At 67.5% G+C, this 14,783-nt stretch carries 16 protein-coding genes; 7 read left to right on the forward strand and 9 right to left on the reverse strand.

Annotated features, from left to right (window positions below):
- Positions 1-38 precede the first annotated feature (38 nt).
- From pstC to ACX40Y_RS11790, 7 genes are all read left to right on the forward strand, one after another.
- Positions 39-1,415, forward strand: coding sequence for a phosphate ABC transporter permease subunit PstC (gene pstC / locus ACX40Y_RS11760; RefSeq protein ID WP_459119754.1), 1,377 nt, complete (start codon positions 39-41; stop codon positions 1,413-1,415).
- Positions 1,408-2,715, forward strand: coding sequence for a phosphate ABC transporter permease PstA (pstA, locus tag ACX40Y_RS11765; RefSeq protein ID WP_459119755.1), 1,308 nt, complete (start codon positions 1,408-1,410; stop codon positions 2,713-2,715). Before pstC ends, pstA begins: the two co-directional genes overlap by 8 nt.
- The gene (pstB, locus tag ACX40Y_RS11770) at positions 2,715-3,494 is read left to right on the forward strand and encodes a phosphate ABC transporter ATP-binding protein PstB (RefSeq protein ID WP_459119756.1); all 780 of its coding nucleotides are present in this window, start codon (positions 2,715-2,717) and stop codon (positions 3,492-3,494) included. The genes pstA and pstB overlap by 1 nt, the downstream gene beginning before the upstream one ends.
- Complete coding sequence (gene phoU / locus ACX40Y_RS11775; protein ID WP_459119757.1) at positions 3,494-4,195, forward strand: phosphate signaling complex protein PhoU; 702 nt, start codon at positions 3,494-3,496, stop codon at positions 4,193-4,195. Before pstB ends, phoU begins: the two co-directional genes overlap by 1 nt.
- Before the next feature lie 9 nt (positions 4,196-4,204).
- A complete protein-coding gene (phoB, locus tag ACX40Y_RS11780; RefSeq protein WP_459119758.1) occupies positions 4,205-4,897 on the forward strand; it encodes a phosphate regulon transcriptional regulator PhoB in 693 nt (230 codons plus the stop codon).
- Positions 4,898-4,977: 80 nt separating this feature from the next.
- Entirely contained in the window at positions 4,978-5,238 is a 261-nt protein-coding gene (locus tag ACX40Y_RS11785) for a hypothetical protein (protein WP_459119759.1), read from the forward strand.
- 586 nt (positions 5,239-5,824) lie between these two features.
- Entirely contained in the window at positions 5,825-6,937 is a 1,113-nt protein-coding gene (locus ACX40Y_RS11790; protein ID WP_459119760.1) for a hypothetical protein, read from the forward strand.
- Positions 6,938-7,014: 77 nt separating this feature from the next.
- Here ACX40Y_RS11790 and ACX40Y_RS11795 read toward each other — a convergent pair whose 3' ends face one another.
- The 9 genes from ACX40Y_RS11795 to ACX40Y_RS11835 form a co-directional block, all read right to left on the reverse strand.
- Complete coding sequence (locus tag ACX40Y_RS11795) at positions 7,015-7,311, reverse strand: immunity 53 family protein (protein WP_459119761.1); 297 nt, start codon at positions 7,309-7,311, stop codon at positions 7,015-7,017.
- A gap of 94 nt (positions 7,312-7,405) precedes the next feature.
- Complete coding sequence (locus tag ACX40Y_RS11800; RefSeq protein WP_459119762.1) at positions 7,406-7,744, reverse strand: DUF2794 domain-containing protein; 339 nt, start codon at positions 7,742-7,744, stop codon at positions 7,406-7,408.
- Positions 7,744-8,433: a serine O-acetyltransferase EpsC gene (gene epsC / locus ACX40Y_RS11805; protein WP_459119763.1), complete on the reverse strand. Its 690-nt coding sequence runs from the start codon at positions 8,431-8,433 to the stop codon at positions 7,744-7,746. The genes ACX40Y_RS11800 and epsC overlap by 1 nt, the downstream gene beginning before the upstream one ends.
- Before the next feature lie 101 nt (positions 8,434-8,534).
- Positions 8,535-9,173, reverse strand: a complete 639-nt coding sequence (locus tag ACX40Y_RS11810; protein ID WP_459119764.1) for a glutathione S-transferase family protein — start codon at positions 9,171-9,173, stop codon at positions 8,535-8,537.
- 78 nt (positions 9,174-9,251) lie between these two features.
- The gene (locus ACX40Y_RS11815) at positions 9,252-10,118 is read right to left on the reverse strand and encodes a dienelactone hydrolase family protein (RefSeq protein WP_459119765.1); all 867 of its coding nucleotides are present in this window, start codon (positions 10,116-10,118) and stop codon (positions 9,252-9,254) included.
- Between the two features lie 87 nt (positions 10,119-10,205).
- Positions 10,206-10,862 (reverse strand): DUF1013 domain-containing protein, encoded by a 657-nt coding sequence (locus tag ACX40Y_RS11820; protein WP_459119826.1) that lies wholly within the window; start codon positions 10,860-10,862, stop codon positions 10,206-10,208.
- Positions 10,863-11,000: 138 nt separating this feature from the next.
- Positions 11,001-12,023 carry a glycosyltransferase family 4 protein gene (locus ACX40Y_RS11825; protein ID WP_459119827.1) on the reverse strand — a complete coding sequence of 341 codons (1,023 nt, stop codon included), beginning with the start codon at positions 12,021-12,023 and terminating at the stop codon, positions 11,001-11,003.
- Positions 12,024-12,046: 23 nt separating this feature from the next.
- Entirely contained in the window at positions 12,047-12,925 is an 879-nt protein-coding gene (locus ACX40Y_RS11830) for a UDP-2,3-diacylglucosamine diphosphatase (protein ID WP_459119766.1), read from the reverse strand.
- Between the two features lie 165 nt (positions 12,926-13,090).
- Positions 13,091-14,749 carry a flotillin family protein gene (locus ACX40Y_RS11835; RefSeq protein ID WP_459119767.1) on the reverse strand — a complete coding sequence of 553 codons (1,659 nt, stop codon included), beginning with the start codon at positions 14,747-14,749 and terminating at the stop codon, positions 13,091-13,093.
- Positions 14,750-14,783: the final 34 nt, after the last annotated feature.

Consider the following 14,783-nt stretch of genomic DNA (forward strand, 5'->3'; position numbering starts at 1 on the left):
GCGGTCGTGACGGGGCATAATGCTGAAGTGGTTTTCTGGTGAACGTCTACGCGCTCTTGTTCATGATTGTCGGGTTCGGCCTGATCGGCTGGCTCAGCGCCCGCGCGCGCGCCGTCCGCTTCGATCGCGGCGGGCAGAAGCGGCTGCATTCGCTGCCGGCGCAGCATGGCTGGTATGTCGCGATGTGGACGGTGCTGCCGGCGCTGCTGTTCCTCGTTGTCTGGGGCGCGGTCACGCCCGGCCTGGTGCGCGGCGCGGTGATGCAGAGCCCGGCCGCCGCGCAGCTTTCGGACTTCGCCTTCGAACGCGATTCGGTGCTCGCCCAGGCCCGCCAAGTGGCGGCCAACCCCTATGCCGTCGACGTCGATCCGCTCGCCCGTCAGCTCGCCCCCGTCGTTGCCTCGGCGGAAAGCCGCTATGGCTGGATCGGCACGGCGGTGGCGATGCTGCTCGCCTTTGCCGGCGGTGCCTTCGCGATGAGCCGCATCCATGCCGGCTTCCAGGCGCGCTCGCGGGTCGAACGCTCGCTGATGATGGCGCTGCTCGTCGCCTCGCTGATCGCGATCCTGACGACGGTGGGCATCTTCGTCTCGCTGTTCTGGGAATCGATGCGCTTCTTCTCGGTCGTGCCAGTCACCGACTTCCTGTTCGGCACGCACTGGAGCCCGCAGGTGATCGACGCGAAGGATCCCGGCGCGTCGCTCGGCGCGGTGCCGCTGTTCTGGGGCACCTTCTTCATCGGCGCGGTGATCGCAATGCTCGTCGCGATCCCGTTCGGGCTGATGAGCGCGGTCTATCTCACCCAATATGCCGCGCCGCGCACGCGCCGCTGGATGAAGCCGATCCTCGAGATCCTCGCCGGCGTGCCCACCGTCGTCTATGGCTATTTCGCCGCGCTCACCGTGGCGCCCGCGGTCCGCCAGCTCGCGGTGATGCTCGGCAATCCCTATGCCTCGTCGGAGAGCGCGCTCGCCGCCGGCGTGGTGATGGGGGTGATGATCATCCCGTTCGTCTCGTCGATGGCAGACGATTCGATCGCCGCCGTCCCCACCGCGATGCGCGACGGCAGCCTGGCGATGGGCGCCACCACCAGCGAGACGATCTCGAAGGTGCTGATCCCCGCCGCGCTGCCCGGCGTCGTCGCCGGCGTGCTGCTCGCGATCAGCCGCGCGATCGGCGAGACGATGATCGTCGTGATGGCGGCATCGGGCGCGGCGACGATCACGCTCAACCCGCTCGAAAGCGCCACTACCGTCACCAAGCAGATCGTCGACCTGCTGACCGGCGAGGCGGAGTTCGACAGCCCCAAGACGCTGGCGGCGTTCGCGCTGGGGCTGACGCTGTTCGTCATCACCCTGTTGTTGAACATCGTCGCGCTGCGCGTCGTGAAGAAGTATCGGGAAGCCTATGAATAAGCTGGTGCCCAACGCGGTGATGGCCGAACGCGCGCCGACTGACTGGACGACGCCGGCGATGCAGAAGCGCATCCGCAGGCGCTACGCCGCCGAACGCCGCTTCCGATTCTTCGGCGCGGCGGCGGTGATCCTGTCGGCCGCGTTCCTCGCGTTCCTGCTGCTGTCGATGGTGGCGGATGGCTGGCGCGGCTTCACCCGCACCGAACTCGCGCTGCCGATCGACTTCAAGACCGCCGGGCTCCAGGTCGAACGCGCCCAGCTCGCCACCCCCGCCGCCGATCTGGCGCTGGCCGGGGCTGGCCTCGACGACAAGGTCAGCGACGCCGCGGTCGCCGCGTTCGGCAAGGATGGCGGCAGCTTCATCGCCGCCAATGCCTGGGTGAGCGTGCGCGACGCGCTGAAGCGCGATCCCGGCCTGCTCGAACGGCGGCACGTGTTCCAGGTGCCGGCCTCGGCCGATTTCGATCTCGCGGTCAGCGGCAACGGCACCCCCGAAATGGCGGCGGCGGTCGACCGGCTCGAAAAGGCTGGTGCCGTCTCGCGCGGGTTCAACTGGACCTTCCTCAGCGATTCCGATTCCACCGATCCGATGGCGGTCGGCATCTGGGGCGCGCTGAAGGGCTCGCTGCTGACGATGGTGGTCACGTTCCTGATCGCCTTCCCGGTCGGCGTGCTCTCGGCGATCTATCTCGAGGAATATGCCCCCCGGAACCGCTGGACCGACCTGATCGAGGTGTCGATCAACAATCTCGCGGCGGTGCCCTCGATCATCTTCGGCCTGCTCGGCCTCGCGGTGTTCCTCGGCACCTGGCAGATCGACGGCACCACCTATGGCCCGCTGCTGCCGCGATCGGCACCGCTGGTCGGCGGTCTCACGCTCGCGCTGATGATCATGCCGGTGATCGTCATCGCCGGACGCAACGCGATCAAGGGCGTGCCCCCGTCGATCCGCGACGCCGCGCTCGGCATCGGCGCCAGCCCGATCCAGGTGGTGTTCCATCATGTCCTGCCGCTGGCGCTGCCCGGCATCCTCACCGGCACGATCATCGGCATGGCGCGCGCGCTCGGCGAAACCGCGCCGCTGCTGCTGATCGGGATGCGCGCCTTCATCGTCACGCCGCCCTCCGGCGTCACCGATCCCGCCACCGTGCTGCCGGTGCAGATCTTCCTCTGGTCGGACGAGGTCAGCCGCGGCTTCGTCGAAAAGACCAGCGCCGCGATCATCGTGCTGCTGGTCGTGCTGCTCGCGATGAACGGGCTCGCCATCTATCTCCGCAACAAGTTCGAGACCCGCTGGTAATGACCACCGCCCCCTCCCCCGCCCCGCACAAGATGTCCGCGCGCGGCGTCAGCGTCTTCTATGGCGAGAAACAGGCCGTGAAGGACGTGTCGATCGATATCGACATGGACAAGGTGACGGCGTTCATCGGCCCGTCGGGCTGCGGCAAGTCGACCTTCCTGCGGACGCTCAACCGCATGAACGACACGATCGCCAGCGCGCGCGTGACCGGCGAGATCATGCTCGATGGCGAGGACATCTATTCCTCGGGCATGGACGTGGTGCAGCTGCGCGCCCGCGTCGGCATGGTGTTCCAGAAGCCGAACCCGTTCCCCAAGTCGATCTTCGAAAATGTCGCCTATGGCCCGCGTATCCACGGCCTTGCCGGCTCGAAGACCGATCTTGAGGGCATCGTCGAGCGCTCGCTGCGCCGCGCCGGCCTGTGGGAAGAGGTGAAGGATCGCCTGTCGGACAGCGGCACCGCGCTGTCGGGTGGCCAGCAGCAGCGGCTGTGCATTGCCCGCGCGATTGCTGTCGACCCGGAGGTAATCCTGATGGACGAGCCGGCCAGCGCGCTCGATCCGATCGCCACCGCCAAGATCGAGGAGCTGATCCACGAACTGCGCGGCCGCTATGCCATCGTGATCGTCACGCACAACATGCAGCAGGCGGCGCGCGTCTCGCAGCGCACCGCCTTTTTCCACCTCGGCCAGCTGGTCGAATATGGCGAGACCGACAACATCTTCACCGCCCCGCGCGAGGAGCGTACGAAGGACTATATCACCGGAAGGTACGGCTGATGGCGACAGGCCACGAACATACGGTCAAGGCATTCGATCAGGACATCGGCCAGCTGCGCGCGCTGATCTCGCAGATGGGTGGGCTGGCCGAACAGGCGATCTACGACGCGATGAAGGCGCTCCAGCGCGGCGACCTCTCGCTCGCAAAGGAGGTCCGCAAGAAGGACAAGCAGATCGACGCGATCGAGGCGGAGCTGGAAAAGCTGATCGTCCGCGTCATCGCGCTGCGTGCGCCGATGGCCGACGACCTGCGCGAGGTGATCGCCGCGCTCAAGATCGCCGCGGTAATCGAACGCATCGGCGACTATGCCAAGAACATCGCCAAGCGCGTGCCGATGATCCACAACGAGGGCGAGGACCGGATCGAGGCGATCTCGCTGCTGCCCGCAATGGGCCAGCTCGCCGCGGACATGGTGCATGACGCGCTCGACGCCTTTTCGGCGCGCGACGCCGAAAGCGCGGCGGAGGTTTGCGAGCGCGACAATGCGCTCGACGATTTCTACGATTCGATCTTTCGCACGCTGGTGACCTTCATGGTCGAAAATCCGCGCACGATCAGCCAGGTGGCACATCTGCTGTTCGTGGCCAAGAATCTGGAGCGGATCGGCGATCACGCCACCAACGTCGCCGAAATGGTCTATTTCGCCGCGACCGGCCGCTATCTCGCCGATCGCGAAGCGGTTGAAGTCAGCGGGAATTAAGGGGACGACATGGCACGGGTCAAAATGCTGCTGGTGGAAGACGATGCCGCGATTGCAGAGCTCGTCACCTGGCACTTCAAGCGCGAAGATTATGAGGTAAAGCACACCCCCGATGGCGAGGAAGCGCTGCTGCTCGCCAAGGAGGCCACGCCCGACATCGTCCTGCTCGACTGGATGGTCGAAGGGCTGTCGGGCATCGAGGTGTGCCGCCGGCTGCGCCGCATGCCGGAGACGGCAAACGTGCCGATCATCATGCTCACCGCGCGCGGCGAAGAGGAGGATCGCGTGCGCGGGCTCGAAACCGGTGCCGACGATTATGTCACCAAGCCCTTCTCCCCGCGCGAGCTGGTGGCGCGCGTCGGCGCGGTGCTGCGCCGCGTGCGGCCGGCGCTGGCGGGCGAGGCGCTGACCTATGGCGACATCGAAATGGACACGGTGGGCCACAAGGTCCGCCGCGGCGGCGAGGTGATCTCGCTCGGGCCAACCGAGTTCCGCCTGCTCAAGCATTTCCTCGAGCATCCGGGCTGGGTGTTCTCGCGCGAGCGGCTGCTCGACGCGGTATGGGGGCATGACAGCGACATCGAATCGCGCACCGTCGACGTCCATATCCGCCGCCTGCGCAAGGCGATCAACAAGGGCGACCGGCCGGACATCATCCGTACCGTCCGTTCGGCCGGCTACGCGCTCGATTCGGGTAACTGAGCGGAAACTTCCGGCGGCCGATGCGTTTGCTGCACGGGTGCGCAAGTGCGTACCCGTGTACCATTGCAGGAGTACCGCTGATGAAGGCGTTTGCACTTGCTGCCGCCCTGCTGTTGACCAGCCCGGCTTTTGCCCAGACCAACGACCACCCCAGCCCTGGCGGCTATCGACCCGCCGGCAGCATGTGGGTGAACGGCGCCCCCAAGCCGGGCGACAAGGTCGTGTTCGAACCCAGCAAGCTCACCCCGAGCGAAGCATTCCCGGCGCCCGCGCCGCTCGCGCATTATCCGCTGTGCAAGCGCGGCCAGACGGACGAATGCATGCAGCGCGGCGGCCGCTGACCGCTCGCCGATGCGGCGGCGCGCTTCGCCCGCCGCCGCACTCCGTCCGTCCCGTTTCCGGCTTTCGCGGGCAACGCTTCATTGCTGCGAAGGTTTGAACCGCTCCTTTCGTTGAAGAAGGAGTAAGCCCGATGAAATGGATGCTTCTTGCCTCGGCCCTCGCGCTGAGCGGAACCGCGATCGCGCAGGACATGCCCGCGCCACCGCCGCCGGTGCCCGGCCAGACAACACCTCAGGCGGCCCCCGCGCCGCCGCCACCACCCCCGCCCCCGCCGCCGCCCGGCGCACAGCCGGCCCCACCGCCGCCCCCCAACCCGGATGTGGGGCCGCCTCCGCCGCCTCCGCCCCCTCCTCCGCCGCCGCCCGCGCCGATGACGGCAGCCGCGCCGCCCCCGCCCGCGCCGGCAAGCTATCCCCCGTGCACGCGCACCGTGACCGACCACTGCCGCCAGCGCGGCGGCCGCTGAGCGACCTGCCCCTTCCCCGTCCGGGGAGGGGCATCGACGCGCTCGGCCACCTCCGCACATTGCCGTATTGCATCAGTAATACACCAATGTTAGCCTTCGCGAACTGAAGGAGGATGGCCATGTACAGCGAGAGCGAATTGGCAGCCGCGGTAGACGCCGGGATACTGACCCCGCAAGCCGCAGCCGCATTCCGAGACCATGTCGCCGCCAGCCGCGCGACACCGGCGGTCGATGAAGAGCATTTCCGCCTGCTCAGCGGCTTCAACGACATCTTCGTCGCGATCGCCGCCGCGCTGATCCTGCTCGCGGTGGCGAAGCTTGGCGGCGCGGTGATGCAGATGCTGGTCGGCGGCGACAGCGAACCGCGCGTGATCGGCGCGAACCTGATCGGCGGCGGTGCGGCCGCGGCGGCGGTAAGCTGGATGCTCGCCGAATATTTCACCGCCAGGCGGCGGCTCGCGCTGCCCTCGATCCTGCTGCTGCTCGGTTTCGTCGCCGGGGCGGGCGCGACGATCGCCGGGCTGTTCGTGATCAACATCCCCTGGCTCGAAACCACCTTCCACATCACCACCGATGCGGGCCGCGAGCGACTGGCCGGTGTCGTCGCCGCCGTCGCCGGTGCGCTCACCGCCGCCGCCGCCTGGATTCACTGGCGCCGCTTCATGGTGCCGATCACCGTCGCCGCCGGCGCACTGGCCGTCGTGGGCGTGTCGGTTGGGCTGATCACCTCGGCGGTGCCGCCCGCGCGCGACTGGATCAATCCCGTGCTGCTGGTCGGCGGCATCGGCATCTTCATCGCCGCGATGCGCTGGGACATGACCGATCTCGAACGCCGCACCCGCCGTTCGGACGTGGCCTTCTGGCTCCACCTCGCCGCCGCGCCACTGATCGCGCACCCGGTGTTCCACATGCTCGGCGTGTTCGACGGCCAGATCGGCGCGCCGATGGCACTGGTGGTGTTCGCGCTCTACCTGTTCTTCGCCGCCGTCGCGCTCGCGGTCGACCGCCGCGCGCTGCTCGTGTCGAGCCTCGCTTATGTGCTCTGGGCGATGTATTCGCTGTTCCAGCAGAGCGGCGCCGTCGAACTCAGCGCGGCGCTCACCGGACTGGTGATCGGATCGGCCCTGCTCACGCTCTCCGCCTTCTGGCAACCGATGCGCCGCATGGTCGTCGGCCTGCTGGGCAGCCTCGCCCGCAACCTGCCGCCCACGCAACAGGGCGCGATGGCGTGATCCTGCGCCGGGGGGCAAGCGACCATCTGCTCCCCGGTCGATCGAACGGGCCGATCCGCGCGGAGGCATTTACCGGCCTAAGCGGCGCTTGTAGCCCAACTTCTGAAAGCATCTAAAAGAGACCGGAGGTGTCGGGAACCGCCCGCTGCATGAAAGACATTGTCTTCGGTCCAGCAGATCCACCAATCCGTTTCATGTTCATAGTTGTGCGTCAGACGTTCGAGGGTCCGCCCATCGCAGTCCGTTCCCGTTAGATCAATTTTCAGGGACCAGCCGGGATTGTCGATCGTTCCTATCGAAACGCCAAAGCCATGTTCCCAATCCCCGTCGCATTGGGCGTTGTACCAGTCAGCAAGCCAATCCAAAACGTCCATCGGGCTACGCTACAGACTGAATGGCCGGGTGTGAAGAAAAGGCAGCGTAAGCCGCGCCAGACGTCAGTTCGGATCAAGCCTCGTCCAGGCGCAGTCAGCCCTCGACCAGCTTCAGCAGCCGCCGCTCGACCGGGGCGAGGACCGGCCCCATTTCCTGCCCGCGCTTGAGCACGGCGCCGCCTTCGTTCACCAGCGCCCACATGCCCTGGCGGTGGCGCAGCGCCGGGCGTTTCTCGATGCGGAACTCCGGGCGTTCGGCGGCGCGGCGGAAGGCGGCGAAGATCGCGACGTCCTTGTCGAACTGGATCGCATAGTCGCGCCAATGGCCCGCCGCGACCATCCGGCCATAAAGGTCGAGAATCCGGGTGAGTTCGAGGCGATCGAAGCCGACCTGTTCGGGCCGGCCGACGGGCAGCGGGGTGACGGTTCCCATCAGGCGCGGTCGCGCCGCTCCGCGCCGGTTTCGCGCTCGGCGATCATCGCATCCAGCCGCTTGCGCAGCGTTTCCAACTCGCAGCGCATCAGTTCGAGCTTCTGGCTCGCCGGATCGAACATCTCGCTGCACGGCGTGCCATAGGGGACAAAGTCCTTCTGCCACGTGTCCGCCTCCACCAGCGTCGGCTTGGCGGGAATGCCCACCATCACCGCGCCGGGCACGACATCCTTGGTCACCACCGCATTGGCGCCGATCCGCGCGCGTTCGCCAACCGTGATCGGCCCCAGCACCTGCGCGCCCGATCCGATGATCACGCCGTCGAGCAGCGTCGGATGCCGCTTGCCGCCGACGCCATTGTCCGGGCTCGTGCCGCCCAGCGTGACGCATTGATAGATCGTCACATTGTCGCCGATCGTCGCGGTTTCGCCAATCACGACGAAGCCGTGGTCGATGAAGAAATTGCGGCCGATCGTCGCGCCCGGATGGATGTCGATCGCCGTCATCCAGCGCGACCAGTGATTGACCAGCCGCGCAAGGAAGAACAGACGCCGCCGGAACAGCGCGTTCGCGATGCGGTGATAGCCGAGCGCCCAGACGCCGGGATAGAGCAGGATTTCCATCCGGCTGCGCGGGGCCGGATCGCGCATGCGAATGGAATCGAGATAAGCGATCAGGCGCTGGAGCATGCCGGTTCCCCTTGATCGGCCCCATTTAGGCGCTTGCCTGGCGGATTTCCAGAAGGGGCGCTCATGCCTGCTTTCGGCTCCGGCCGGGTCGCGCCTGTCGTTCAGGCCGGCTCGGCCGCCCGCTGCGCCTCGGCCATCAGCGCATCGTCCAGTTCGGTCGCGCGGCGATAGGCATCGCGGCCGGCGAGGCGGGCGAAGTAATCGTCGAACGCCTGGCGCTTCGGCAGCGTCCCGAACATGATCCCCCACCCCACCTGCGACCCGACATAGACGTCCGCGGCGGTGAAGCGGTCGCCCGCGATATAATCGTGCGCCGAGACCGCCTGCTCGAGCGTATCGACCGCCTGATCATAGCTGCCATAGCCGAACATCCGCCCCTGCTCGGCGCTGGGGATGAACTTGGCATGCTGGTTCGTGATCGCCTGCTCCATCGGCCCCGCCGCGAAGAACAGCCAGCGATAATAATCGGCGCGCTCCTCGGGAAGCGGCGCGAGCCCGGCCTCGGGAAACACCTCCGCCAGATAGGCGCAGATCGCCGCGCACTCGGTGACCACCTTGCCGCCGTGCACGATCGCCGGCACCTTGCCCATCGGGTTGATCGCGCGATACGCCTCGCCTTTCATCGTCGAGGCATAATCGAGCGTTTCGACGTGATAGGTCGCACCCGCCTCCTCGAGCATCCAGCGCGCGATCCGCCCGCGGGATTGCGGGTTGGTGTAGAGAATCAGTTCGTCCGCCATGACCGCTTACCCCTGCTGCACCCGACTCGATCAGCCGAGAACAAGAAGGGAACACGAAACCGCGGCAGCGTCAATCGCTCAGAGACCGGCGAACGTCGCGAGCAAACGATCCCATGCGCGATTTGCCTGCTCGGGGTTGTAGACGCGGCTGTCGGGCGGGCACCAGCCGTGCATTGTGCCGGGATAGACTTCGATCTCGGCGGGCACGTCCGCCTCGGCGAACGCGGTGCGCAGCGTTGCCTTGTCGTCGGGCGCGCGCGCATCATCATTCTCGGCGATCGCGACCAGATAGCGGCCGTGCATCTGCGGCACCAGCCGATGGGGGCTGTCCGCCGCGTCGGTCACCAGCGGCGCGCCGTGGAAGCTCGCCCCTGCCCGCACCCGCCCCTCCAAGGCGGCGGCGGTGCGAAAGACGAACGGCCCGCCCATGCAATAGCCGGTGCTGCCCATGCCGCGCTTGGCGTCGGTTTCGGGCTGCTTGTCCAGCCACGCGCCGAACGCCCGCGCGTCGGTGACGATCGCCTCCGGCGTCAGCGGCTCGCGCCACGGCATGATCATCGCCCGCACCTCGGGCTGGTCGAACGACTGGCCCGGCTTCAGGAACGGCGCCTTGGTCGAGCGATAGAACTGGTTGACCGTCAGCACCGCATAGCCCGACTGGGCGAGCCGATCCGCCATCTGGCGAAAGGCGGGGCGCAGGCCCATGATGTCGGGCCACACCAGCACGGCGGGATGCTTGCCGCCCACCGGCGCGACGAAATAGGCGTCGGCGGTGCCCGCAGGCGTTTCGATCGTCACGTCGCGCCCGCGAACTTCGGCGGCGTTGGCCGGGCTGGGCAGCAGCGCCGCGACACCGATCGCGGCGGTGGCGGCGCCGAAGCCGCGCCGCGTCATCGTCGCGGCGAGATGGCGTTCATTGTCGGCGGCGGTCCATTCGTCACACATGGCGATCCTTTCACCCGGCCCTTCTCCGGAACGCTGTCTAGCGCACGGAAGGGACGACGGAAAGGGATCGCCCGGACGCGCCGGGGATCAGCGCTTGAACAGGCTTTCGGCGGTCGGCTCGGCCGGGCGCGAGGGCGCCGGCTCGTCATGCGCATGGCTGGCCGCTTCGCGCTCGGCGCGCAGCTGCTCGATCAGCGCCTCGCGGTCGCCTTCCAGCCGGGTGTCGGTCGGCGCCTCGATGCCTGCCGACTTCGCCGCCTTGGCGACCAGCGCGTCGAGCTCGCGCTGCGAGCACAGGCCCAGCGTCACCGGGTCCTTGGGAACGATGTTGGCGATGTTCCAGTGCGTGCGGTCGCGGATCGCGGCGATCGTAGTGCGGGTGGTGCCGATCAGCTTGCCGATCGCGCCATCGGACACCTCGGGATGGTTGCGCAGGATCCAGGCGATGCCGTCCGGCTTTTCTTGGCGCTTGGATACCGGCGTGTAGCGCGGGCCCTTGGTGCGGCGGACCTGCTCGGGGCCCTTCTGCATCTTCAGGACGTAGTTCGGGTCCTTCTGCCCCTTCTCGATCTCGTCCATCGTCAATTCGTGCGCGCGCACCGGATCGCGCCCGGTCAGCTTGGTCGCTGCGGTATCGTCGGCGATCGCCTGGATCTCGAGGATGTGGAGACCGCAGAATTCGGCGATCTGCTCGAAGGAGAGCGACGTGTTGTCGACCAGCCAGGAAGCGGTCGCGTGCGGCATCAGCGGCTGGGCCACGGGAAATCTCCGGAACTTGAAACAATAAGGGCCGCCCTTCACGGGCGGCCGTAACCGCTGTGATTTAGGGTAGGATGCGCCCCGGGGCAAGCGTTTCCCGAGTCGAGCCGCCTGCCGATGCGGTCACGCCGCCACCTGTTCGTCGTCGAGCGGCACCAGCGCGTTCAGGAATTGCCGGGCGCTCGCCTCCCAGGTGAAGCTGCGGCCATAGGCGGCGCAGGCCGCGCGATCGAGCGTCAGCGCACGGCCGATCGCGGTGCCCAGATCCTCGTCCATCGCCCCGGTTTCAGGCGTCAGCACGTCGATCGGACCCGTCACCGGATAGGCGGCAACGGGCGTGCCACAGGCCAGCGCCTCGATCATCACCAGCCCAAACGTATCGGTGCGGCTGGGAAAGACGAACACGTCGGCGGCGGCATAGGCGCTGGCGAGGTCGGCGCCGAATTGCGCGCCGAGAAACAGCGCTTCGGGATATTTCGCCTCCAGCATCGCCCGCGCCGGGCCGTCGCCCACCACCACCTTGGTGCCCGGATGCTCGGTGCGCAGGAATGCCTCGAGATTCTTTTCGACCGCGACTCGGCCGACATAGAGCTGCACCGGCCCCGCCAGCGACGCCATCGCCGGATGCGGCGCGAGGCCCGGCCCGAAATGGGCGAGGTCGACGCCGCGGCCCCAGTGCCGGACCTGCGGCAGCCCGTGCGCGACCAGCGACTCGCGGATCGACGCGGTGGACGCCAGGATCGTCGCGCTCGGCGCGTGGAACCAGCGGATATATCGCCAGATCCATTCGGCAGGCACGCCCGATCGCGCCGAGACATAGTCGGGAAACTGCGTGTGATAGGCGGTGGTGAACGGCCGCCCCTGGCGCAGGCACCATCGCCGCGCCGCCACGCACAGCGGCCCTTCGGTCGCCAGGTGGATCGCATTGGGGGCGAAGTCGTGCAGCATCGCCCCCACGCTGGCGACGCGTGTGATCGCCAGCCGGATTTCGGGATAGGTGGGGCACGGCAGCGAATAGAATTTGTCGGGCGAGATCACCAGGACCTTGTGGCCCTGCGCTTCCAGCACCCGGCGAACCGATTGCAGCGTGCGGACGACGCCGTTGACCTGGGGCTCCCAGGCATCGGTTACGATTGCGATCCGCACGGTCTCGGCCTCCGCCGCTGCCGTCACGCCGCCGCCAGTCTCGCCTCGGTCTCCGGGCACGCCTCGCGTGCTGCCATCTCCTCGGCCCAGTGGAGAATTTCCATGGTACCGTCGTAATGCTCCACGAGCGCGGTGCAACCCTCTACCCAGTCGCCGTCGTTATAATATGCGATGCCCTCGATCGCGCGGATCTCCGCCTTGTGGATATGGCCCGCGATCACGCCGTCGACGCCGCGCGAACCGGCTTCGCGCGCGACGATCTCCTCGAACTTGGAAATGAAGGACACGGCGTTCTTCACCTTCTGCTTGGCGTATTTGCTCAGCGACCAGTAAGGCAGACCCATCCAGCGGCGAACCAGGTTCACCCAGCGGTTGAGCGTCATCATCATCTCGTAGGCGGCGTCGCCCAGATGCGCGAGCCAGCGATGCGACAGCGTGATCGCGTCGAACTCGTCGCCGTGCAGCACCAGCAGGCGGCGGCCGTCGGCGGTGGTGTGGATCGCCTGGCGCTTGATCTTCACGCCCCCGAAATCGAGCCCGGTGAACTGGCGGAACATCTCGTCATGGTTTCCGGGGATATAGACGATCTCGGTGCCGCGCTTGGCACGCTTCAGCACGCGCCAGACGATGTCGTTGTGCGTGGCGGGCCAGTAGAAGCGCTTCTTCATCGCCCAGCCGTCGATGATGTCGCCCACCAGATACATGATGTCGCTGTCGACATGGTCGAGAAAATCGATCAGCATCGCCGCGTTGCAGCCGCGCGTGCCGAGATGCACGTCCGAAATCCACACCGTGCGATATTTGCGCCGCGTCGTGATCGCGCGCTCCGGGATCGCCGGAGCAGACGCGTGGAAGTCCGCCAGACCGGCGACATCGAACGAAAGCCTGGTGATCGTAGCCATGGCCAAATCCCCGTTGAGCCATCCTTTGCCCGGGGTCAGCCTATGGCGCGGCATTGTTACATTTCGTCGCGGCGCAATTTCACCGCAGTGTCACAGTCGGGCCGGCCGCGCCGCGAAACCGTCACGGAGCCCCCGCCGCCGCCGGCGGCGGCGGCTCGTAATCGTTCATTCGGCCGCGTCGGCCGCCGGCTTGGCGGGCGCGGCGACCTGCTCGGTCGCGCCGGCGACGAGCGAGTCGAGCGTACCGCCGTCGAAGCCGAGCTCGCGCATCAGCCCGTCGATCACCGGCGCCTGGGCACGATAGCGCAGCGCCGCGGACACCGCCGAGCTGGCGAGGTTGCGATCGCCCTCGCCGTCGTTTGCCGCCCCGGCCGCGCCGCCGCCGCCGCGCCCGGTGAGCCCGTCGACCTGCACGATCTTGATCGAATCGATCGCCTCCAGCGGCTTGGCCGCCTCGCGCACCAGTTCGGGCAGCACCTTGAGCAGCGCCAGCTTGGTCTGGAGCGAGACCTGGTCCGAGGATAGCAGGTTCGCCGCCTCGTTCACCGCGCGCTGGCCCGCCGCTTCCACCTCGAAGCGGACCCGATCGGCGTCGGCACGCAGCTTGGCCGCCTCGGCCTCGCCCTCGGCCGCCAGCCGCGCCGCCTCGGCCCGGTCGGCCGCCGCCGCCTTTTCGGCTTCGGCCTGCACCTTGATCCCGATCGCGGCGCGCTCGGCCTCACGCGCGGCGTCGATCAGCTCGATCCGCTTCTGGCGCTCGGCCACCTCGGCTTCGCGCGCGGTCCGCACGCTTTCCTCGGCGACCACCGCACCGGCCCGCGCCTTGTCCGCCTCGGCGCGCGCCTGGCTCTCCTCGCGGCTCTTGTTCTGCACCGCGATCTGCTGTTCCTGCCGCGCGAGTTCGAGCGCCTGGGCCTGGGCGATCTTCGCCTCCTGGATCGCGCGATCGGCCTCGATCTGCTGCGCGTCGACCAGCTTCTTCGCTTCGATCCGTGCCTGATCGGCCTCCTGCTGGCGCAGCGACTGTTCGCGCGCCACCTCGGCGGCCTGCGCGGCGCGGCGCATCTCCACCTCGCGCTCCTGCTCCAGCCGGGCGAATTCGGTGTCGCGGCCGATCACGAACGACTGGCGCTGCGCCTCCAGATTCTTGGTCTCGATCTGGACGCGGGTATCCTGCTCGATATCGTTGCGCGCCTTTTTGCGCAGCTCGATCTGCTCGGTCAGCTTGGTCAGGCCCTCGGCGTCGAACGCATTGTTGGCGTTGAAATGCTCGATCGAGGTCTGGTCGAGCCCGGTGAGCGACACGCTCTCCAGCTCCAGCCCGTTCATCGCCAGATCGACCGAGCTGACCTGCTGTACCTTCTGCACGAAATCGGCGCGCTGCTCGTGGAGCTGCGCCATCGTCATCCCCGCCGCCACCGAACGCAGCGCGTCGACGAACTTGCCCTCGACCAGTTCCTTCAGCGCATCCGGGTTCATCGTCCGCATGCCCAGCGTCTGCGCGGCGGTCGCGATCGCCTGCGCATCGGGGCGCACGCGGACATAGAATTCCGCCTTCACGTCGATCCGCAGCCGGTCGAGCGTGATCAGCGCGTCCATGTTCTTGCGCTCCACCGCCAGCCGCACGGTGTTGAGGTTCACAGGCATCGTCTCGTGGAACACCGGCAGCACCAGCGCCCCGCCGTTGATGACGACCTTTTCGCCGCCCGCGCCCGTTCGCACGAAGCCGACTTCCTTCGACGCGCGCTGGTACAGCTTGGCGAACAGCACGCCGATGATGATCAGCGCGGCGAACGCCACCCCGGCATAGATCAGATAGGGCATCACCGAAGAAGCTCCTTGTGGAACGAGTGCATTC

Source organism: Sphingomonas sp. RS6, from assembly GCF_054489705.1.

Bases quoted from the DNA above. Each gene is read 5' to 3' on its own strand.
- ACX40Y_RS11810 (WP_459119764.1), bottom strand. From the start codon at position 9,173: ATGGCGGACGAACTGATTCTCTACACCAACCCGCAATCCCGCGGGCGG.
- ACX40Y_RS11835 (WP_459119767.1), bottom strand. From the start codon at position 14,749: ATGCCCTATCTGATCTATGCCGGGGTGGCGTTCGCCGCGCTGATCATC.
- ACX40Y_RS11830 (WP_459119766.1), bottom strand. From the start codon at position 12,925: ATGGCTACGATCACCAGGCTTTCGTTCGATGTCGCCGGTCTGGCGGAC.
- ACX40Y_RS11790 (WP_459119760.1), top strand. From the start codon at position 5,825: ATGTACAGCGAGAGCGAATTGGCAGCCGCGGTAGACGCCGGGATACTG.
- ACX40Y_RS11795 (WP_459119761.1), bottom strand. From the start codon at position 7,311: ATGGACGTTTTGGATTGGCTTGCTGACTGGTACAACGCCCAATGCGAC.
- ACX40Y_RS11820 (WP_459119826.1), bottom strand. From the start codon at position 10,862: ATGCCGCACGCGACCGCTTCCTGGCTGGTCGACAACACGTCGCTCTCC.
- phoB (WP_459119758.1), top strand. From the start codon at position 4,205: ATGGCACGGGTCAAAATGCTGCTGGTGGAAGACGATGCCGCGATTGCA.
- ACX40Y_RS11815 (WP_459119765.1), bottom strand. From the start codon at position 10,118: ATGTGTGACGAATGGACCGCCGCCGACAATGAACGCCATCTCGCCGCG.
- phoU (WP_459119757.1), top strand. From the start codon at position 3,494: ATGGCGACAGGCCACGAACATACGGTCAAGGCATTCGATCAGGACATC.
- epsC (WP_459119763.1), bottom strand. From the start codon at position 8,433: ATGCTCCAGCGCCTGATCGCTTATCTCGATTCCATTCGCATGCGCGAT.
- ACX40Y_RS11800 (WP_459119762.1), bottom strand. From the start codon at position 7,744: ATGGGAACCGTCACCCCGCTGCCCGTCGGCCGGCCCGAACAGGTCGGC.
- pstA (WP_459119755.1), top strand. From the start codon at position 1,408: ATGAATAAGCTGGTGCCCAACGCGGTGATGGCCGAACGCGCGCCGACT.
- ACX40Y_RS11785 (WP_459119759.1), top strand. From the start codon at position 4,978: ATGAAGGCGTTTGCACTTGCTGCCGCCCTGCTGTTGACCAGCCCGGCT.
- pstB (WP_459119756.1), top strand. From the start codon at position 2,715: ATGACCACCGCCCCCTCCCCCGCCCCGCACAAGATGTCCGCGCGCGGC.